At 69.5% G+C, this 19,714-nt stretch carries 15 protein-coding genes; 9 read left to right on the top strand and 6 right to left on the bottom strand.

What is annotated here, in order from left to right:
- Window position 1: 1 nt before the first annotated feature.
- A complete protein-coding gene (locus PO605_RS17325; protein WP_197065117.1) occupies window positions 2-484 on the top strand; it encodes a CreA family protein in 483 nt (160 codons plus the stop codon).
- A 6-nt stretch (window positions 485-490) separates the two neighbouring features.
- Here the strand turns inward: PO605_RS17325 and PO605_RS17330 are convergent, their stop codons facing one another.
- Window positions 491-1,396, bottom strand: a complete 906-nt coding sequence (locus tag PO605_RS17330; RefSeq protein WP_272206670.1) for a LysR family transcriptional regulator — start codon at window positions 1,394-1,396, stop codon at window positions 491-493.
- A gap of 132 nt (window positions 1,397-1,528) precedes the next feature.
- On the opposite strand from PO605_RS17330, the gene PO605_RS17335 reads away from it, so the two are divergent.
- The 4 genes from PO605_RS17335 to PO605_RS17350 all read left to right on the top strand — a co-directional run bounded on the left by PO605_RS17335 (window position 1,529) and on the right by PO605_RS17350 (window position 5,825).
- Entirely contained in the window at window positions 1,529-2,611 is a 1,083-nt protein-coding gene (locus PO605_RS17335) for a YeiH family protein (protein WP_026062025.1), read from the top strand.
- Window positions 2,612-2,768: 157 nt separating this feature from the next.
- Window positions 2,769-3,230: a MarR family winged helix-turn-helix transcriptional regulator gene (locus tag PO605_RS17340; protein WP_012207511.1), complete on the top strand. Its 462-nt coding sequence runs from the start codon at window positions 2,769-2,771 to the stop codon at window positions 3,228-3,230.
- On the top strand, window positions 3,227-5,212 hold the full coding sequence (locus PO605_RS17345) for an FUSC family protein (RefSeq protein WP_272206671.1): 1,986 nt from the start codon (window positions 3,227-3,229) through the stop codon (window positions 5,210-5,212). The genes PO605_RS17340 and PO605_RS17345 overlap by 4 nt, the downstream gene beginning before the upstream one ends.
- A gap of 91 nt (window positions 5,213-5,303) precedes the next feature.
- Window positions 5,304-5,825, top strand: a complete 522-nt coding sequence (locus PO605_RS17350) for a GNAT family N-acetyltransferase (RefSeq protein WP_047474188.1) — start codon at window positions 5,304-5,306, stop codon at window positions 5,823-5,825.
- A 44-nt stretch (window positions 5,826-5,869) separates the two neighbouring features.
- Here the strand turns inward: PO605_RS17350 and PO605_RS17355 are convergent, their stop codons facing one another.
- Complete coding sequence (locus tag PO605_RS17355) at window positions 5,870-7,312, bottom strand: NAD-dependent succinate-semialdehyde dehydrogenase (protein ID WP_047474191.1); 1,443 nt, start codon at window positions 7,310-7,312, stop codon at window positions 5,870-5,872.
- Between the two features lie 203 nt (window positions 7,313-7,515).
- On the opposite strand from PO605_RS17355, the gene PO605_RS17360 reads away from it, so the two are divergent.
- Complete coding sequence (locus tag PO605_RS17360; RefSeq protein ID WP_272206672.1) at window positions 7,516-9,429, top strand: trypsin-like peptidase domain-containing protein; 1,914 nt, start codon at window positions 7,516-7,518, stop codon at window positions 9,427-9,429.
- A gap of 80 nt (window positions 9,430-9,509) precedes the next feature.
- Here the strand turns inward: PO605_RS17360 and PO605_RS17365 are convergent, their stop codons facing one another.
- Genes PO605_RS17365 through PO605_RS17375 form a run of 3 tightly spaced genes read right to left on the bottom strand, consistent with a single transcriptional unit; the run spans window position 9,510 to window position 14,924 of the window.
- Complete coding sequence (locus PO605_RS17365; RefSeq protein ID WP_272206673.1) at window positions 9,510-12,362, bottom strand: Hsp70 family protein; 2,853 nt, start codon at window positions 12,360-12,362, stop codon at window positions 9,510-9,512.
- A gap of 58 nt (window positions 12,363-12,420) precedes the next feature.
- Window positions 12,421-14,286 (bottom strand): Hsp70 family protein, encoded by a 1,866-nt coding sequence (locus PO605_RS17370; protein WP_272206674.1) that lies wholly within the window; start codon window positions 14,284-14,286, stop codon window positions 12,421-12,423.
- 2 nt (window positions 14,287-14,288) lie between these two features.
- The gene (locus PO605_RS17375; RefSeq protein WP_013800629.1) at window positions 14,289-14,924 is read right to left on the bottom strand and encodes a DUF2760 domain-containing protein; all 636 of its coding nucleotides are present in this window, start codon (window positions 14,922-14,924) and stop codon (window positions 14,289-14,291) included.
- Between the two features lie 196 nt (window positions 14,925-15,120).
- On the opposite strand from PO605_RS17375, the gene PO605_RS17380 reads away from it, so the two are divergent.
- From PO605_RS17380 to PO605_RS17390, 3 genes are all read left to right on the top strand, one after another.
- Window positions 15,121-15,270: a hypothetical protein gene (locus tag PO605_RS17380; protein WP_013800628.1), complete on the top strand. Its 150-nt coding sequence runs from the start codon at window positions 15,121-15,123 to the stop codon at window positions 15,268-15,270.
- A gap of 152 nt (window positions 15,271-15,422) precedes the next feature.
- Window positions 15,423-16,298, top strand: a complete 876-nt coding sequence (locus tag PO605_RS17385) for a hypothetical protein (protein WP_065346807.1) — start codon at window positions 15,423-15,425, stop codon at window positions 16,296-16,298.
- Window positions 16,299-16,398: 100 nt separating this feature from the next.
- Window positions 16,399-17,103, top strand: a complete 705-nt coding sequence (locus PO605_RS17390) for a riboflavin synthase (protein ID WP_012207520.1) — start codon at window positions 16,399-16,401, stop codon at window positions 17,101-17,103.
- Window positions 17,104-17,116: 13 nt separating this feature from the next.
- On the opposite strand, the gene PO605_RS17395 is transcribed toward PO605_RS17390, so the two are convergent.
- Window positions 17,117-19,636, bottom strand: a complete 2,520-nt coding sequence (locus PO605_RS17395) for a heavy metal translocating P-type ATPase (protein WP_272206675.1) — start codon at window positions 19,634-19,636, stop codon at window positions 17,117-17,119.
- Window positions 19,637-19,714 lie beyond the last annotated feature (78 nt).

A 19,714-nucleotide genomic window follows, 5' to 3' on the forward strand; every position in this document is an offset into this window, starting at 1 on the left:
CATGAACAGCCGGGCCTTGCTCACGGCCGCTCTGGCCACGCTGCTGCTGGGCGCCTGCGGTGCGCGCGCCGAGCAGGTGGGCGCGGTGGACACGGTGTTCAAGTTCATAGGCCCGGACCACAAGATCGTGGTCGATGCCTATGACGATCCCAAGGTGGCGGGCGTGACCTGCTATGTCTCGCGCGCCAAGACCGGCGGCATCAAGGGCGGCCTGGGCCTGGCCGAGGACCGCGCCGAAGCCTCGATCAGCTGCGTGCAGACCGGACCCATCCAGATCCCTGCGCCGCTCAAGCAGCAGGACGAGGTGTTCACCGAACGCATCTCGCTGCTGTTCAAGCGCCTGCGCGTGGTGCGCATGGTCGATGCGCAGCGCAACACCCTGGTCTACATGACCTACTCGGACCGCGTGATCGAAGGCTCGCCGCAAAACAGCGTCACCGCCGTGCCCGTGCCGCGCAGCACGCCGATTCCGATGGGCAAGTAACCCGCCTCAGTCCTGGGCCTGTTGGCGGCAGGCCTGCACAAAGGCCGCCAGCGCCGGCGAGCGGCGCTTGCCCGCCCGCTGCACCAGCGAGAAATCCCGCCACATGCGCGGCAGCGTGGTCGGCAGCACGACCAGCTCTCCCGAGGCGACCAGGGCCTGCACCAGCACGCGCGACAGGCAGCTGACGCCCAGGCCCTGCGCCACGCAGCGCGCAATCGCCTCCGAACTGCCCAGCGTGGCGGCGGCCGGCAGCTGGTGCAGATGCGGCAGCAAGGCATGCTCCACCATCTCGCGCGTGCCCGAGCCCGGCTCGCGCAGCAGCCAGCGCGCACCACGCAAGGCGGCCACGCCCAGCGGGCGCTGGCCCGCGGCCTGCACCAGCGGGTCCTGTGCTGCAGCCACGATGACGAGTTCGTCACGCATCCAGGGCTCGACCTCCAGCCCGGGCCAGTGGCTGGTGCCCTCGATCAGGCCCAGGTCCACGTCCAGCGATTCCACGGCCTGGCCCACCTCGCGCGTGTTGGCGATCTGCAGGTCCACGCTCAGGTGCGGATGGCTGCGCGCCAGGTGCGCGAGCACGGCCGGCAGCGCATAGGTGCCTATGGTGGTGCTGGCCGCCACGCGCAGACGCACGGGCAGGCTGGCGGCCCGCACCGAAAACGCCTGCTCTATGCCCCTGGCCTGCTCCAGCAGCGCCAGCGCCTCGGGCAGCAGGGCACGCCCCGCGTCGTTGAGCGCCAGCCGCCGGCCCACGCGCTCGAACAGCTGGGCGCCCATGGCCTGCTCCAGCTGCTGCAGCGCGGCGCTGGTGGCCGACTGCGACAGGGCCACGGCATCGGCCGCCGCCACGGTGGAGCCGGCCTGGGCAACGGCGCAGAAGATTTCGAGCTGTCGCAGGGTGAGGTGCAGCATGGCGTGCAGTCTGGACGAGGCATCAACCTGTTTCCCCGGTTGATGCTACAAAAACTATTCGTTATACGAATATAGCCAAGAAATCTAAAGTGCCTCCCATGCACCGCGCTCCTGACGCGGCGCGCAGGCACCATGAACACCACTTCCCTCCCACGCTCCTCCCTCCCTGGCTGGCTTCGCCATTTGACCGAGCTTGCGCCCGGCCTGCTGCTGGCAGGCGCCATTGCCGCAGCCGCCACCTGGGGCGCACGCCAGCCCCTGCTGGCCGGCTCGGGCCTGAGTGCACTGACGCTGGCCATCTGCATCGGCCTGGTCATCGGCAACACCGTCTATCCGCGCCTGGCGCCCAGCTGCCATGCCGGCGTGGGCCTGGCCAAGCAGCGCCTGCTGCGCGCGGGCATCGTGCTCTACGGCCTGCGGCTGACCTTCCAGGACATAGGCCATGTGGGCATGGCCGGCGTGGTGGTCGATGCCCTGGTGCTGGGTAGCACCTTCTTGCTGGCGCAGTGGCTGGGCCGCCGCGTCTTCGGGCTGGATGCGCGCACCACGGTGCTGATCGGCGCGGGCAGCTCCATCTGCGGCGCCGCTGCCGTACTGGCCACCGAACCCGTGATCAAGGGCCGCGCCGAAGACGTGGCCGTGGCCGTGGCCACCGTGGTGGTCTTCGGCACCGTGGGCACCTTCCTCTATCCCGCGCTGTTCCACTGGAACGCTGCCCACGGCTGGCTGGACATGTCGCCCGCGCAGTACGGGCTGTACGTGGGCTCCACCGTGCACGAGGTGGCCCAGGTCGTGGCCGCCGGCGAAGCCATTGCGCCCGAAGCCGCCGACGTGGCGGTGATCTCCAAGATGGTGCGCGTGATGATGCTCGCCCCCTTCCTGCTGCTGCTGTCCATGGCGGTGGCGCGCGGCAACCGCAGCAGCCAGATGAGCGACGGCCAGCCGCGCCGCATCACCATTCCCTGGTTCGCGCTGGGCTTCGTCGCCATGGCCGGCGTGAACTCGCTGGGCGTGCTGCCCGCTGCCGTGGTGCAGGTGGGCGTGCAGCTGGACAACGCGCTGCTGGCCGTGGCCATGGCGGCACTGGGCCTGACCACCCATGTCCGCGCCGTGCGTGCCGCAGGCACGAAGCCCCTGCTGCTGGCCGCCTTGCTGTTCGCATGGCTTCTGGTGGCGGGCCTGCTCTTCAACCGCTGGGTGCCCGGCCTGCTCTGAAGCTGCCAGCATCCATCGACCGGCCCTGCGAGGCATCGTCTCGCAGGGCCTTTTTCATGGACGGCCTGCCTTCCAGAACAAGGGAATACCCTTAAATCAAATGCAGGCACAATTAATTTGCAATGCAAATTAATTGAACTACAAAGATAATCGAGGCATGTCCTTTGCCTCTGCCCCTCCCCGCGCCCGTCTCGGCTTTCTCATGGTCACCCTGGTACGCCAATGGCGCCGCCAGGTCGAGGAACAACTGCTGGCCGACGGCCTGACCGATGCCACCTGGGCGCCGCTGATCCACCTGCGCGCCTGGGGCGACGGTGTCACGCAAAAGGAACTGGCCGAGCGCGTGGGACTGGACGGCTCCAGCCTGGTGCGCCTGCTCGATATTCTGGAAGGCCACGGCTGGGTGGAACGCCGTGCCGACCCCGGCGACCGGCGCAGCAAGCGCATCTTCCTGACGGACGAAGGCAACGGCGCCGTGGACCGCGTGCGCGCCACCATGCTGCAGGCCGAGCTGGCCATGCTGCAGGACCTGGACGATGCCGAGGTCGAGGCCATGCTGGCCGGCATGGCCAAGATCCAGGCGCGCATGGCCGCGCTGCGCACGGAAGGCGCGCCATGAGCGCCCTCCACGATGCCTATGGCCGCCTGCTGCAGGCCTCGGTCCGCTGGGGTTTCGACCCCGTGCGCCTGCGCCAGCATCTGCGCACGGCCTTTGCCGCCTGCCTGGCGCTGCTGGCCGCCTGGCAGCTGGGGCTGGAGCATCCGCAGTGGGCTGCCATGGCCACCTGGGCCGCATCCCAGCCGCTGCGCGGGCAACTGGTCGAGAAAAGCTTTTTCCGGGTCGCAGGCACCGTGGCCGGCACGGCCGTGGGCGTGGGCCTGGTGCTGCTGGCCCACGGAAACCTGCTGTGGCTGGTGCTGGGCCTGGCCGTCTGGCTGGGCCTGTGTGCGGGCGTGGGCAATCTGCAGCGCAGCTTCGTGGCCTACGGCACCATGCTGGCCGGCTATTCGGCAGCCATGGTGGCGCTGCTGGACTTCGCCCATCCCGAGCAGGTCTTCGCGCTGGGCTGGGACCGGCTGTTCACCGCGCTGACCGGCGTGTTCGCAGCCTTGCTCGTGGGCTGGCTGTTCACGCCCAAGGGCAGCGGCATTCCCGGCAATGCCGAGGTACGCCAGCTGTTTGCCCGGCTGCTGAGCGATCTGGCCGACAGCCTGCAGGCGCGCGGCCGTTCGTCACTGGGCTCGCAGGAGATCGCCGCCCGCCTGCTGGCCATGGCGGTGATCGAGGAGGGGCTGGACCCGCACGCCGCAGGATCGCAGCGCTCGCGCGAGGCCGTGCACGCGCTGCGCCGACTCATGAATGCCCAGATCTCGGCCCTGCTGTGGCTGCGTGACGCGCCGTCGCAGGAGCCGCCTGCGGCCTTTGGCGAGGCGCAGGCCCTGGCCGCCGCGCAGGCGCTGCGCGAAGCCGCCGTGGCGCTGGAGACGCGCGTGCAGTTGCACGAGGCCGCGGCGGCCCTGGTACGCGCACGCGAGGCCGCTGTGGCCTGGCCCGGCGCAGCCGACATGCTGGCCCCGATGGGCTTTGCGCTGCAGGCCCACCTGGCCGCCACCCATGACGTGGCCCTGCCGCCCGGCCACCGCGCCCGCCAATGGCCCGTGGTGCTGCACAGCGATTGGCTGGGCGCGCGCCGCGCCATGCTGCGCGCCAGCGCGGCCATCGCCATCGTGGGCCTGCTGTGGGTGGTGACGGGCTGGAGCGGCGGCGCCTACATGCTGCTGGGCATGTCCATCATGCTGACCGTGTTCTCGGGCTTCGAGAACCCGTCGGCCACCATGCGCCATGTGACCCTGGGCCAGGCCATGGGCGTGCTGGTGGCCCTGGCCTGCCAGTGGCTGGTCTGGCCGTTCGCCAGCAGCCAGGCGGGCCTGGTGTGGCTGATGCTGCCCTTTGTCTACGTGGGCGCACTGCTGTTCTCGCACCAGCGCACCGCGCTCTCGGGCTATGACTGCAACATGGTGCTGCTGCTCCTGCTGCAGCCCCACTACCCGCAGACGGCCAGCTTCGGCCATGCGCTGGCCCTGGGGCTGGCGGTGGTGTCCGGGCCGCTGGCCGGCTGGGCTGCCTACCGATTCATCCTGCCGGTCACCCTGCAGGGACGGCTGCAGGGCCTGCGCTCCATGATGGTCCACGAGCTGCAGGACATGGCCGCCACGCCGGGCCATGCGCGCGATGGCCGCATCTGGCGCGCCCGCCTGTACCACCGGCTGCTGCGCCTGGTGCGCATGTCGGAGCAGGCTGGAGGGCAGCTGGGCGCGCAGGCGGCCGAGTGCGGCCTGGCCGCGCTGCATGTGGGCCGCGCCATCCAGGCGCTGCACCAGCTGTCCGAGGAAGCCGCGCTTGGCGACGGCACGGCCCGCGCCGTGCGCGCCGCGCTGCTGCGCCTGCAGCGGCTGCAGCAGGCGCCCGGCCAGTGCCCGCCGCTTTTGCGCGCGCTGGCGCAGCGCGTGGCCGAACGCCACCCCGACCAGGCCCGCCAGCTGCGCCATGCCGCGCATGAGATCGCGCAGCACGAAGCCTTCTTCCGCAATGCCGGCTGAAGCACGGACCCATGCCAGAATGAACGGCTAAGGCCGGCCCAGGCCGGCAGCGCCCCACGCTCTCTGTCCCCCTGTTGCGAGGAAAGCATCCATGACGTGGAGCGACACCACCATCACCTCACAGCGCCTGGCGCTGCGCCCCTTCACTGCCGCCGATGCCGATGAGGCCTTTGCCTGCATCACGCCCACGTTGACGCGCTACCTGTCCTTCGAGCCGCCATCGGCGCCTGCCGATTTCGAGGCGGTCTGGCGCGGATGGTTGCGGGAGATCGCAGCCGGCACGGACTTCAACTTCACGCTGCGCGAGCGCGCGTCAGGCCGATTCACCGGCCTGCTGGGCCTGCACCGCGCGCGCGATGCCGAGCCCGAACTCGGCATCTGGATACGCGAGGACGCGCATGGCCAGGGCCATGGCCACGAGGCCGTTGCCGCCCTGGCCGCCTGGGCCGCAGAAACCTTCGCCCCGCAGTCCTTCAGCTACCCGGTGGCCGAGGCCAACACGGCCAGCCGGCGCATCGCCGAAGGATTGGGCGGAGTCGTCGTGGAGCAGCAGCAGCGGCCCAAGTACGCGGCCGTCATCTACCGCATTCCCGCGCGCAAGCCGCACCCATGAAAAACGGCCCCCTCAGAGGCCGTTCATCGTTCAGCCGGCCATGATCACACGGCGGCAATGGACACGGCCTTGGAGACCAGGTAGGCCTCCAGCGCCTCGGGTCCGCCTTCGGAGCCGTAGCCCGAGTCCTTGATGCCGCCGAACGGCATCTCGGCCGAGGCCACGGCCGGCTGGTTGATCCACAGCATGCCGGCCTCGACCCGCTGCGCCAGCTGGTGAGCGGTCTTGATGGAGCGCGTGAACGCATAGGCGGCCAAGCCATAGGACAGGCGGTTGGCCTCGGCGATGGCATCGCCCAGATCGTCGAAGCCGCGGATGGCAGCCACGGGGCCGAAAGGCTCCTGGTTGAAGATCTCGGCGCTCAGCGGCACATCGCCCAGCACCGTGGGTGCAAAGTAGTTGCCCTTGTCGCCCAGGGAGCCGCCGCCCGTGAGCAGCTTGGCGCCCTGCTTTTGCGCGTCCTCGATGAAATGGGCCAGTGCGGTGACGCGGCGCGGATTGGCCAGCGGGCCCATCTGCGTGCCCTGCACCAGGCCATCGCCGACCTTGAGGCCTTCGGCATGCGCCACCATGGCGCGTGTGAACTCCTCGCGCACGCTGTTGTGCACCAGAAAGCGCGTGGGCGAGATACAGACCTGGCCTGCATTGCGGAACTTGGCCGCCCCCGCCGCCTTGACGGCCAGCGCCACATCGGCATCCTCGGCCACGATGACCGGCGCGTGGCCGCCCAGCTCCATGGTCGAGCGCTTCATGTGCTGACCGGCCAGCGCCGCCAGCTGCTTGCCCACGGGCGTGGAACCCGTGAACGTGACCTTGCGGATCACGGGATGGGCGATCAGGTAGGAGGAAATCTGGGCCGGATCGCCGAACACCAGGCCCACCACCCCGGCGGGCACGCCGGCATCGACAAAGCACTTGAACAGGGCGGCAGGCGCGGCCGGCGTTTCCTCGGGCGCCTTGCACAGGAAGGAGCAGCCTGTGGCCAGCGCCGCGCCGATCTTGCGCACGATCTGGTTGACGGGGAAGTTCCAGGGCGTGAAGGCGGCCACGGGACCCACGGGCTCCTTGATCACCAGCTGCTGCACCTCGGGACGGCGCGAGGGCACGATGCGGCCATACACGCGCAGCGCCTCGTCGGCAAACCATTCGATGATGCCCACGCCGGCCAGGATCTCGCCCTTGGCCTCGGCCAGCGGCTTGCCCTGCTCCTGCGTCAGCAGGGCAGCGATCTCGTCGGCCCGCTCCTTGAGCAGGGCTGCGGCACGGCGCATGGCGGCTCCGCGCTCATGGGCGGAGACCTTGCGCCAGGTCTCGAAGCCGCGCTGAGCGGCGGCCAGCGCACGGTCCAGGTCGGCCACGTCGGCATGGGCCACATGGCCGATGACCTCGCCGCTGGCCGGATTGCGCACGGGAATCTTCCTGCCGCTGGCGGCGTCCTGCCATTGGCCGTCGATCAGGAGTTGGGTGTCGGAGTAGGAGTGGCTCATGCTGGATCAGATCCTTGGTAGATGACAGGGGGCAGATGTGTGGGGCAGGCACGGCGCTCGCAGTGTCCGCACCCGGCTGCCGCTGCAGCGCAGCGACCATTCTAGGAAGCGCCGGACGGCCCTGCCGTCACCGGGCTGTCACGCACACAACACCTAAAATGCCCGGGTTTCGCAATATCCACCAATCCGTTGAGAGGGAGCTCATGACCGATCTTTTCGACACCACTGCGCGCAGGGGTTTGCGCAGCGTCGCGCTGGCGCTCGCCTTCGCAGGCAGCCTGGGGCTGGCATGGGGGCAGGAATCTGCCTACCCCGCCATGAGCGTGGACCACCATGTCCAGCCTCTGAACTCCCCTCGGGAATTTCTGGCATCTCGCAGCTTGGCCGCCCCTTCCGAGGTCACACCACTGCGCGTGGAACTGGGCGCATGGAAGGAGTACCACGCCGCATCGGCCCCGCAGGACGGCGCCATGCAGGTGGGCGCGCAGCGACTGAGCACACAGACGGCCACGACCGACGCGCTGGCCTCGCAGTTGCAATGGCACTCCACGGCCTCGGGCGGCCTGGTGGCCGCTGTCAGCCTGCGTTCGGAAGGCGCCTACGGCATCCGCATGGGCGTCGAGATGCAGCAACTGCCAGGCAGTGCGCTGCTGCGCGTCTATGCGCGTGACCATCGTGCGGGCGCCTACGAGATCGCCGGCCAGCGCGTGCTGCAGGGTCTGCAGGCCAATCTGGAGGCGGGAGACAAAACCACCGATGGTCGCACCTGGTGGACGCCGGACACTGGCGGTGACGAGGTGACGCTGGAGATCGAACTGCCACCCGGCATTCCCGCCGACGCGCTGCGCATCGCCATCCCGCGCGTGATGCATATCCACGAGAACCTTTCGCTTCCGCTGGAAAGCGAAATGCAGTTCTCGGCCCAGCTCAACGAGTCCCTGTCCTGCAATCTGGACTCCACCTGCTACGACAACTACAGCACACAACGCAATGCCGTAGCACGCATGCTCTATGTGAAGAACGGTGCGGGCTATTTGTGCACGGGTACGCTGCTCAATGACAAGGCCGCTTCCGGCACGCCTTACTTCATTACGGCCAACCATTGCATCAGCAGCCAGACAGTGGCTTCCACCCTGGAAACCTCCTGGTTCTATCGCACGCCCTCCTGCAACAGTCGCACGTTGTCATCCGCAAACAGGGTGCTGCGAAACGGTGCCACCTTGCTCTATGCGACGGCGGACTACGATTCCACACTGCTGCGCCTCAACGATGCGCCCCCAGCCGGTGCGGTGTTTGCAGGCTGGACCAGCCAGACAGTGGCTGGTGGCACCAGCATGGTGGGCATCCACCATCCCCGAGGCGATCTGCAGAAAATCAGTTTCGGCACAGTCTCCAGATCAGTCTCATGCGAGCCTTCCAGCGAAGGGATGATGAAATGCGCCAATGTCAGCGGTGGCTTCAACCTGGTGAACTGGGATCAAGGGCTGACGCAAGGAGGCAGCAGCGGCTCGGGCATGTTCGTGGAAGGACGTTTGGCCGGGGTCCTCTATGGCGGCGACGACCAGACTTGCCCTGCCTCTGGCGGCATGTCCATCTATGGACGCTTCGATCTGCTGTTTCCCAATGTTCAGAAATGGCTTGCAGCAGACCCGATTACCGGCACCTCCCAGACACGTACCCCCGTCTATCGCTTCTTCAATCGGGTCACCGGTGCGCATTTCTATACAGCCAATGCACAAGAGCGCGATCAGGTGATTGCAACCTATCCGGCCTTCCAGTATGAAAACGTGGCCTTCTATGCATCCACCCAAATGCAACAAGGGCTGGATCCCGTATTCCGCTTCTTCAATAGAAATACAAGCGCGCATTTCTTCACCATCGACGCCTTCGAGCGCAACCAGGTGAAGATCTACTATCCCGGCTTCATCGATGAAGGCATCGCCTGGTATGCCGCCACAACTGCAGTCAATGGAACAGTTCCCATATTCCGCTTCTTCAACGAGCAGACTGGTGCGCACTTCTACACCATCAACATTGCAGAGCGGGATCAGGTGATCACCAAGTATCCCTTCTTCAAATATGAGGGTGTGGGCTACTACGTCTGGAAAACCCAGTAAGCACGCGCACTGCAGCAGGTGCAGTGCCTCCCCAAGAAGAAGGCCCCGCACTGCGGGGCCTTCTTCTTGGGCAACAGCCGTCACCCCACCAGCACCAGCCCCGGCGGCAGGCTATCCCCAAAGCTGCGCTTCGCATCCTGGGCGTCCATCTGCTGGACCTGTTCCACCAGGTCGATCCAGCGCTGCGGTGCACCGGCGCCGCGCAACCGCTCCAGCACCAGGGCGCGCTGGGCATCGGACAGGTCCAGCGCACGGTCGCCCGTCATGCGGGCCATCTGCACGGCAGCGAACATGGCGGTTTCATTGCGGCGCCAGTCCTGGGCCAGGGTGGCGTCCAGGAACTCCTGCGCAGCCTCGGGCGGCATGACGCGGTGGGCGTTGGCCGCCAGCGGCATGCGCGCGGCCAGCCGGCCTATGGCCCACCAGGTCTGCACGGATTCACCGGGGTGCTTCAGCCGCTGCAGCATCCACTGGCCCATTTCCTGGCGGTACTGCCAGGGCACAGCTTCCATGGCGGCGAACAGGCGCAGCATGTCGTCGTAGCTGCCATGGGCGGACTTGCCCTGGCTGCGCTGCGTGGACTGCTGCACGGCCTTTTGCATGTGGCCGGCAACCTCTTCCAGCAGCTCCATCTGCCGGGCCTCGTCCAGGCCCGCGGCCACGCGGCGCCAGAAGACCCACCATTCGGTGCGGTTGGCCGCCTCGCCGCCATGGCCCAGGCCCTGGCCATGCAGTTGCCAGACCTGCTGCATGCGCCAGCCGTCCAGCTCGGCGCCCACGCCGGGGCGCAGGCACCAGCCTGCCAGGTTCAGCCAGACGCGCTCGTGCTCGGCCGTGCGGCGGCGGCGCCTGGCGCGGGTCAGCAAGGTGTCGAACAGTGCGCGCAGCAGCGGCAGGTCCCAGTCCTCGCGCGGGCCCAGCCGTCGCTCCAGCGACTGGCGCAGCTGGCGGACCTCCTTGGCCGTCACCTCCTGGGCCTGGCTGCCGAAGATGCGCTCGATCAGGGCCACGGCATCCGCCAGCCGGCCCTGCCGGGCAGAAAGATCGCCGGTGTCCTGCGCATCTGCGGCCAGCGCGCCGCGCACGCTGAACGGCAGCAACCACTGGCGCTGCGCATCGTCGGCGGCCACGCAGCGCACCTCCAGCGTGCCGACCTCGGTCATGCAGGCCTGCAGTTGCACTTCGACCTGGGCCTTGTCCCGGCCCTCGGGCGCGGGCAGCACGGTGGACAGGGCGGGCAGCTCGACCCAGCCCTCGCCGTCGAGCGCCGCGATACGGCCGGCCTGCGCAGGCGCCGCCGCCAGGCTGTTGGCCACCAGCGAAAAGCGCACGGCCTGGCCCAGGCGCAACGCAAAGCGCCGGCCGGAGAGCACGATGCGCACGCCCTCCTCCGTGCCGCGCGGCAGCAGGCAGATGCCCTGTGGTGCGGCACCCGCCTTCTCGGGCAGGACCAGCCAGTAGCTGCGCGGCGAGCCACCGCCGATGCGCGGTACCGGGGCGGGCACAGTCCGGGCATCTTCCGATTCCGGCAGATCCTCAGACGGACGGCTCTGGACATGCATGGCCAGGCCATGCGCCGCCGCGCCACGTGCCACGGCCCAGTCGGGATGCGGGTTGTGCAGCAGGCGCAGCGGCTGGCCGCGCCAGGCCTGCAGTTGCGCCACCAGCCGCTGGGCCAGCGCATGGGCGTGGAAGACGCCGCCATTGAGCAGGACCGCATCGGGCAACTCCCCAGCCGCGTGCTGCGCGAGGAACTGCGCCAGGTGCCGTGTGATCGCCGCATCGGCAGGATAGGGCAGCCCCAGGCCGCGCAAAGCGCCCTGGCGCCGGGTGGGCAGATCCTGCAGGCCGGCCAGCGGCATGAAGCCTTCGACCACGGCCTCGCGCACCTCGTCGCGGCGCAGCGTGGCCGTGCGCGTCTGCGCCAGCAGCTTCGATCCGCTGCCCAGCAGGGTCACGGCCACGGACTCGGGCGCATCGTCGGCCAGCAACTGTTCCTTGGCCATGCGGCAGCGCTGCACCAGTTGGGCGAAGCGTGCGGCGGGCAGGCGCTCGCCGGGCGGGGCGAACTGCGGCTCCAGCCGATGGGCCAGCGCCAGGTCCATGTTGTCGCCGCCCAGCATCAGGTGCTCGCCCACGGCCGTGCGTGTCAGCACGGGCAGGCCTCCAGCTTCAGCGGGCTGCACGCGGATCAGGGTCAGGTCGGTGGTGCCGCCGCCCACATCCACCACCAGCACCAGGCGGCAGTGCGCCAGCTCGGCCGCCAGGCGTTCGCCCTGCAGCACCAGCCAGTCGTGGAAGGCAGCCTTGGGTTCCTCCAGCAATTGCACCGCAGGCAGGCCGGCCAGCCGCGCGGCCTCCAGCGTCAGTGCGCGCGCGCCTTCGTCGAATGAGGCCGGCACGGTCAGCACGACCAGCTGGTCCCTCAGCGGCGCGCCGGGGTGCGTGCGGTCCCAGGCCTGCCGGACATGGTCCAGGTAGCTGGCTGAGGCCTGCAGCGGAGACAGCCGGGCCACCTCTTCGGGCGCGCCCCAGGGCAGGATGGCCGCCGTGCGGTCCACGCCCGCGTGCGACAGCCAGCTCTTGGCGCTGGCCACCAGGCGCGACGGCACGGCCGCGCCCAGGTCACGCGCCCAGCGGCCGTTGACGGCGGGCGCTTGCGCATCCGCGCCCAAAGCAGTCCAAGGCTGCTGCCAGGCATCGCCCAGTTCGCCGGGCGCCGCCTGGTAGCGCGCCGAGGGCAGCAGCACCTGGGCCGCCACCTCGCCAGCCGAGACACGCTGCGCCACGGGCAGCAAGGCGATGTCGGCCGCCGTGCCGCCCACGGGCACATGCGCCACCACGGTGTGGCTGGTGCCCAGGTCGATGCCCACGATGTGGGCGGCGTCGGGAGCGAAGGGGGTGGCGGAGGCGGGGGCGGCAGTATCAGGCATATCGGCAGTCATACAGGGCACGGTGCGCGGCCCGGACCGGGCCTGCCGCCGGGGCGGGCTACGCTACATCGGCCCGCACGTCGAACTCCACCTTCCAGCGTTCGTCACCACCCACGGGCACGGCGTTGAGTTCCAGCGTGCCGATGTCGGTCACGCGCGCATGCAGGGTGACGGGCACGATCTCGCCGGGCGCACGGCCTTCGGCGGGCAGATGGGCCTCGATTTCCTGCAGCTCGACCAGTTCCTCGGGTCCCCAGAAGTCCAGCACGGTGCCGACCTGGTCGGCGCGGCGCACGGAGGAGCCGAAAAAGCGCAGGCGCACGGGCTCGCCCACGACCAGGCCGAATTCCTGCGTGTCCAGCGCCACCTCGGTGCCCTCTTCCATGCCGAAGGGCGCCAGGCACAGGGCCGAGATGGGCGGCTCCATGCCGGGGATGGCGGGCATGTTGCTTTCCACGCCCACGTAATAGCTCTGCGCCGTGCCGCCACGGATGCGCACGCCACGGCCCGCAGCCGCCACATGGCCGAAGTAGGCGGCGCCGCGCGCCACGGCCAGGTCGAGGTTGGCGCCGTCCAGCAGGCGCGCGGGTTGCGCGCCTTCGCCGGCCAGCCAGCCGTTGACGACTTCCAGGATGCGCTGCTCGATCTGCGGCGCCTTGAGCACGCCGCCGTTGAACAGGATGGCCGAGGGATGCAGGAAGGACGCGCCCTCGGGCTGCGTGCCCTGGAGGCCTTCGATCTGCTCGGTGGCGCCGGCCTGGCGCGAGAGGAAGGCCGCCAGATGGCGCGTGACGGCCGCGTCCTGCGCATAGGGCAGGCCCAGCTGGGTCAGCGCGGCGCGCGCGCGGGTCTGGGGCTTGTCGGAGACGGCGGCGCGCGGGAAGAAGCCTTCCACCAGCATCTGCAGCACCTCGTCACGCGTGACCTCGGTGCGGATGCTGCCGCCGATGAGCTTGCTGCCCCGGCTGGGCACGACCACGGGCACGGACTGCAGCGTGGCATCGGCCAGCAACTGCTCCTTGGCCTGGCGGCAGCCATGGGCCAGGGCGCGGGTCTGCCAGGCGTCGAGCTGCTTGCCCTCCTGGGCCAGCTTGCGCGCCACGCCATAGGCCAGGGCCAGGTCCATGTTGTCGCCGCCCAGCAGGATGTGCTCGCCCACGGCCACGCGCTGCAGCTCCAGGCCGCCGTCCTTTTCCAGCACGGCGATCAGCGACAGGTCGGTGGTGCCGCCGCCCACGTCCACGACGAGGATGATCTCGCCGCTTTGTACCTGCTTGCGCCACTGGCCGCCGCTGGCCTGGATCCAGCTGTACAGCGCAGCCTGGGGTTCCTCCAGCAGCGTGAGCCTCTGGAAGCCCGCGGCGCGGCAGGCCTCGGCCGTCAGCTCGCGCGCGGCCGGGTCGAACGATGCGGGAATGGTCACCGTCACATCCTGGGCGTCGAACGGCGCCTCGGGATGGGCCTGCTCCCAGGCCCAACGCAGGTGCGACAGATAGCGGATGGAGGCGGTCAGGGGCGAGACGCGGTGCACCTCCTCGGGCGCATCGGCCGGCAGCAGGGGCGAGCGGCGGTCCACGCCCGGATGGCACAGCCAGCTCTTGGCGCTGGAGACCAGCCGGATCGGCGTGGCCGCGCCGCGCGATCGCGCGAACTCGCCCACCACGAAGTCCTGGCTGGCGCCCCAGGGCAGGGCCATGTCGGCCGCAGTCAGCTCGCTTTCATGCGGCAGGTACAGGAAGGACGGCAGCAGCGGGCGCGCCTCCACGCTGGAGGGGCCGGTGAGCTGGGGAATGTCCAGCACGCCCTGCTCCACCTTCTCGCCATCGCTGGCCTGGCGGTCCACATAGGAGAGCGCGCAATGCGTGGTGCCCAGGTCGATGCCGATGCTGTAGCGCGCCTGGGAGGATTGAAGGGACTGGTCCATGCTCACAGCTCCACCTCGGCCTGGGCCACGATGGCGGCGGCCTTGTGATCGGTGAGCTGGGGCAGGCGGACATCGTCCACGCGCCAGCCGCGGTGGCCCAGCGTGCCCGTGAAGGGTGCCTGGCCGACCACGTTGCCCGTCAGGCGCACGGCGGCGGCATCAAAGCCTGCGGCCAGCGTGACGCGGCTGCCTTCGGCCTCGGCACGCACGGGAGCGATGCTGAAATGCTCGCGCAGCACCTTGCGGCAGCCTTCGTGCACCACGCGGGCGGCGGCGCCGATCTCGGCGTCGGCATAGCCGGCCACGTCTTCCTGCACGAAGTCCACGAAGCGCGCCTCGCGCTGCAGCAGGCCCAGCAGTTGCAGTGCGGCGGTGCCAGCGGGTGCGGCCGGCTCCACGATGGTCTTTTCGACGATCTTCTCGACCGGCACCTCGACGCGGACCTCGACGATCCGGTCCACGGGCACCTCCACGCGCACCTCCTTGGGTGCGGGCGGCGGCACGTCGGCGGCCAGCGGCTCGCCGTCGCGCAGGCGGGACACATCGGCGGCCAGGGGGCCGTTGCCGAGGATGGCGAAGAAACTGCCGATCGCGATGGCGATGCGGCTCAGGAACGAGGGGGGAGTCTTGGAATTCATGGGCTTCTCTTGGCGAGAGGACCCTGCCGGGCCGATCGCCGCGCAGCAGGGCAACCGGGCGCCGATGGTCCTCCACCGGGCGCCCGTAGGGTCCGTGATGTTACCCAAAGCAACGAAGCCCCGTCCTGTACACGCCCCCATGCCCCCGTGCGCAAATGGCCTGGCGGCATAATCGCGGCTGCTCCTGCCCCTGTCCATGGCCCATACACGCCTTTTCCGCCACGCCCCGACCCGCTGCACCGCCTTGCGCGCGCAGCGGCCGCAGCGCGTGCACGGCGTGCCCACGGCCTTCATCAGCCTGTGCGGCTTCACGGCCCTGCTTTCCGCCGCCGTGCGGAAAGCCTGAGGTCCAACCCCAGCTTCCCGCACGGCCCCCGCAGCGAATCCGCATGCAAACGCATGCCAGGAGCTGCCGGCCCACGCCCGCATCGCCCTGGCCTGCACGCCTTTCAGGCTGCGCCGCCGCATGGCACAGCCGCTGTGACCCAGGAGCTGACGATGGACATGGAACTCTCCCAAAACTTTCTGCGCGCCAAAAGCCCTTGCGCGGCGGGCTTTCGCTGGTTCGTGCGCAACCGCCATGACGGCAACGACTACCAGCGCGTGCTCGACGCCCTGGTGGGCGATGGCCGCGTCGAGGACGCGCGCTGGCTCATGAACCAGTTCGGCCCCACCGATGCCGTGCTGGAGGTCGATCACCTGGAGGCCGATGCCCTGGTGTTCTCGGGCAGCGTCGTCGTGCATGGCGAGCTGCGCGTGCCCGGCCTGCTGGCCGTGGGCCGCACGCTGCAGGCCGGCGCCGGCATCCACGCCGGACGCATCGAGGCCGGCCAGGACCTGCACAGCGGCGGCGCCATCTTCTGCAGCGGCCCGCTGCAGGCCGGCGGCCTGGTCAAGGCCGCCTGGAGCGTGGACGTGCACGAGGAACTGCGCGCCGAGGACGTGCGCGCCGGCTGGGAGCTGCGCTGCGGCGCCGACCTGCGCCTGGCCGGCGGCGCCCAGGCCGGCCAGGACATCGAGGTGCAGGGCGCCATCCGCTGCGGCAAGGGCCTGCGCGCGGGCGGCAGCATCCGCGCCAGCGGCCTGATCGAGCTGGGCCACGGCCTGTACGCTGGCGCCGACGTGGAAGGCGGCAGCCATATCGAGGTGGACTGGGGCATGCGCGCGCTGGGCGACATCCGTGCGGCCTGCAGCATCCGCGCGGGCGAGACCCTGCATGCCGAAGGCGAGATCGCGGCCGGCCCCGGCTACGGCATCTATGCGGGCATGAACGTGCAGCAGGATGCCTGGCCGTCCTGTGCCTGGGTGCATGCGGCGCAGCGGCCCCCAGCCCTGCTCAGCGGCTGGTGGGAAGAGGCAGCGGCACCGGCCTGATGCCCGCAGGGACACGCCGGCCTGCGCCCCCGCAGCGCAGCGCCGCGTTGCAAAATACCCGCTTCGCCGCCGCCCGGGCGGCTCCAAGGAATCCCACATCGTGTTCACCGGCATCATCCAGGCCGTGGCAAGCATTGCCGCGCTGCGCGACCAGAACGGCCTGCGCACCTTCACCCTCGACTTTCCCGAAGGCTTCTGCCAGGACCTGGCCATCGGCGCCAGCGTCTCCACCGACGGCGTGTGCCTGACGGTGACGGAGATCCTCTCGCCCACGCGCGCCACCTTCGACGTGATGCTGCAAAGCCTGAACATCACCACGCTGGGCGGCTATGCCGTGGGCGGGCGCGTCAATGTGGAGCGCGCGGCAAAGGATGGCGCCGAGATCGGCGGCCATCCGCTGTCGGGCCACGTGGACTTCACCTCGCCCGTGCTGGAAGTAGCCTCCAGCGACACCAACCACCGCATCCGCTTCGGCATTCCCGAGGGCTTTCGCCACTACGTGTTCGCCAAGGGCTACATCGCCATCAACGGCGCCAGCCTCACGGTGTCCGAGGTGGACCGCCAGGCCGGCTGGTTCGAGGTCTGGCTGATCCCCGAGACGCGCCGCATGACCGTGTTCGAGTCCAAGGGCGTGGGCGACCTGCTCAATGTGGAGATCGACCGCAGCACCCAGGTCGTGGTGGACACGGTGCGCGAGACCGTGCAGCAAAGCCTGGGCCGCCTGCAGCCCGTGCTAGAAGCCCTGCTCAAGGAAAAAGGCCTGAGCCTGGACGACTTCATAGACGTCCCCAAGCTGCCCGGCTGACTGCCTTCGTCGTTCAACGCCCCGCCGCCAGCGGCGGATTGAAGCGCCGCAGGCGCAGCGCGTTGCTGAGCACGAAGACGCTGGACAGCGCCATGGCACCGGCCGCGAACACGGGCGACAGCAGCGTGCCGTTGACGGGGTACAGCAGGCCAGCGGCCACGGGGATCAGGGCCACGTTGTAGGCAAAGGCCCAGAACAGGTTCTGGCGGATGTTGGCCATGGTGGCCTTGGACAGCGCAATCGCATTGGGCACGCCGCCCAGGTCGCCCGACATCAGCACCACGTCGGCCGCCTCGATGGCGATGTCCGTGCCCGTGCCGATGGCCAGGCCCACATCGGCCTCGGCCAGGGCCGGCGCGTCGTTGATGCCGTCGCCCACATAGGCCAGCGTGCCATGCTCGGCCTTCAGGCGCTTGACGGCATCGACCTTGCCGCCGGGCAGCACCTCGGCCACCACCTCGTCGATGCCCAGCTGGCGCGCAATGGCCTCGGCCGTGCGGCGGTTGTCTCCGGTGATCATGGCCACCTTCAGGCCCAAGGCGTGCAGGGCGGCAATGGCGGCCGGCGTGCTGTCCTTGATGGGATCGGCCACGGCGATCATGGCTGCCAAGCGACCGTCCACCGCGGCATACAGCGGCGTCTTGCCTTCGTCGCCCAGGCGCGCGGCCTCGTCTGCCAGCGTGTCCACCTGCAGGCCCAATTCGCGCATGAAGCGGTCGGCACCGATCTCCACGCGCACGCCGTCCACCTGGGCGCGCACGCCAAAGCCTGTCACCGATTCAAAGCGATCCACGGCACCCAGCGGCAAATCCTCGGCCTTGGCAGCATCCACGATGGCGCGCGCAATCGGGTGCTCGGAGCGGTCCTCCACGGCCGCCACCAGCGCCAGCACGCGGCTGCGCTCGCCCTCGAAGCCGGGGGCCAGCACCAAGTCGGTCAGCTCGGGGCGGCCGCGCGTCAGCGTGCCGGTCTTGTCCACGGCCACCACGCGGGCGTCTTTCAAGGTCTGCAGCGCCTCGCCCTTGCGCAGCAGCACGCCCATCTGCGCGGCCCGGCCCGTGCCCACCATGATGGAAGTGGGCGTGGCCAGGCCCATGGCGCAGGGGCAGGCGATGATGAGCACGGCCACGGCATTGACCAGCGCAAAGCTCAGTGCGGGCGACGGCCCCCAGGCCAGCCAGGCGCCGAAGGTCAGCAGGGCCACGGCCATCACGGCCGGCACGAACCACATGGTGACCTGGTCCACCAGCGCCTGTATGGGCAGCTTGGAGCCCTGGGCCTGCTCGACCATGCGGATGATCTGCGCCAGCAGCGTATCCGCGCCCACCTTGGTGGCGCGAAAGGCCAGCGCGCCGTTCTGGTTCACCGTGCCGCCGACCAGTTCGGCACCCGGGGTTTTCTCGACCGGCACGGGCTCGCCGCTGATCATGGATTCGTCGACGAAGCTGCTGCCCTCGATGACCTCGCCATCGACGGGAATGCGCTCGCCGGGCCGCACCTCGATGGTGTCGCCCGCACGCACGGCGGCGATGTCCACTTCCTGCACGCTGCCGTCCTTGCGCACGCGCGCTGTCTTGGCCTGCAGGCGCACCAGGCGGCGGATGGCCTCCGAGGTATTGCCCTTGGCGCGCGCCTCCATGAAGCGGCCCAGCAGGATCAGCGCCACGATCACGGCTGCCGCCTCGTAATACACATTCACCGTGCCGGCCGGCAGCCACTGCGGCACGAAGGTGGCCACCAGCGAATAGGCGAAGGCCGCCGAGGTGCCCACGGCCACCAGCGAATTCATGTCGGGCGCGCCGCGCAGCAGCGCGGGAATGCCTTTCTGAAAGAACCGCAGGCCCGGCCCGAACAGCACGATGGCCGACAGCAGGCACTGCAGATACCAGCTGTTCTGCGTGCCGATGGCCTGCCCCACCCAGTGGTGGAAGGCCGGCACCATGTGGCCGCCCATCTCCAGCACGAACACCGGCAGCGCGAACACCGTGGCCACGATCAGCGAGCGCTTGAGCGAGGCCCGCTCGCGCGCCTGGCGCTGCTCCGTGCCGTCTTCGGCCGGCGGCTGCTCCGTGCCGCCCTCCCCGGCCGGGCTCGCGTTGCCGCCCAGCGGGCGCGCTTCGTACCCGGCCTTGTGCACAGCTGCCACAAGGGCCGCCACATCTGCACTGCCAGCCAGCGTCACCACTGCACGTTCGGTGGCCAGGTTCACGCTGGCCGATTGCACGCCCTCCACCTTTTTCAGCGCCCGCTCCACGCGGCCCACGCAGGAGGCGCAGGTCATGCCCTCCACTTCCAGTTCCACGCTGGACTGGGGCACCTCGTAGCCGGCCTTCTCGATGGCGGAAATGGCGGCGGGCAGATCGGCCGCGCCCTCGAAGCGGATGCTGGCCTTTTCGGTGGCCAGGTTGACCACGGCCTCCTGCACGCCCGGCAGCTTCTTGAGCGCGCGCTCCACACGCCCCACGCAGGAGGCGCAGGTCATGCCCTGAACGGGCAGGTCTATGGCCATGCCGGCCTTGGTCGATGCATTCATTGCCTGACTCCTTTGTTCTCGCATTGGAGGCACTTTAGAGATTGCCACCATGTCAAGGTCAAGCCCCCTGCAGGGCGC

The sequence above is a fragment of the Delftia sp. DT-2 genome (assembly GCF_028401915.1).
Lineage (GTDB): Bacteria > Pseudomonadota > Gammaproteobacteria > Burkholderiales > Burkholderiaceae_C > Comamonas > Comamonas tsuruhatensis.

Excerpts from the sequence above, each read along its gene's own strand:
- PO605_RS17340 (WP_012207511.1), top strand. The coding sequence starts at position 2,769 with ATGTCCTTTGCCTCTGCCCCTCCCCGCGCCCGTCTCGGCTTTCTCATG.
- PO605_RS17355 (WP_047474191.1), bottom strand. The coding sequence starts at position 7,312 with ATGAGCCACTCCTACTCCGACACCCAACTCCTGATCGACGGCCAATGG.
- PO605_RS17330 (WP_272206670.1), bottom strand. The coding sequence starts at position 1,396 with ATGCTGCACCTCACCCTGCGACAGCTCGAAATCTTCTGCGCCGTTGCC.
- PO605_RS17375 (WP_013800629.1), bottom strand. The coding sequence starts at position 14,924 with ATGAATTCCAAGACTCCCCCCTCGTTCCTGAGCCGCATCGCCATCGCG.
- PO605_RS17345 (WP_272206671.1), top strand. The coding sequence starts at position 3,227 with ATGAGCGCCCTCCACGATGCCTATGGCCGCCTGCTGCAGGCCTCGGTC.
- PO605_RS17350 (WP_047474188.1), top strand. The coding sequence starts at position 5,304 with ATGACGTGGAGCGACACCACCATCACCTCACAGCGCCTGGCGCTGCGC.
- PO605_RS17325 (WP_197065117.1), top strand. The coding sequence starts at position 2 with ATGAACAGCCGGGCCTTGCTCACGGCCGCTCTGGCCACGCTGCTGCTG.
- PO605_RS17385 (WP_065346807.1), top strand. The coding sequence starts at position 15,423 with ATGGACATGGAACTCTCCCAAAACTTTCTGCGCGCCAAAAGCCCTTGC.
- PO605_RS17365 (WP_272206673.1), bottom strand. The coding sequence starts at position 12,362 with ATGCCTGATACTGCCGCCCCCGCCTCCGCCACCCCCTTCGCTCCCGAC.
- PO605_RS17370 (WP_272206674.1), bottom strand. The coding sequence starts at position 14,286 with ATGGACCAGTCCCTTCAATCCTCCCAGGCGCGCTACAGCATCGGCATC.
- PO605_RS17395 (WP_272206675.1), bottom strand. The coding sequence starts at position 19,636 with ATGAATGCATCGACCAAGGCCGGCATGGCCATAGACCTGCCCGTTCAG.
- PO605_RS17335 (WP_026062025.1), top strand. The coding sequence starts at position 1,529 with ATGAACACCACTTCCCTCCCACGCTCCTCCCTCCCTGGCTGGCTTCGC.
- PO605_RS17360 (WP_272206672.1), top strand. The coding sequence starts at position 7,516 with ATGACCGATCTTTTCGACACCACTGCGCGCAGGGGTTTGCGCAGCGTC.
- PO605_RS17380 (WP_013800628.1), top strand. The coding sequence starts at position 15,121 with ATGGCCCATACACGCCTTTTCCGCCACGCCCCGACCCGCTGCACCGCC.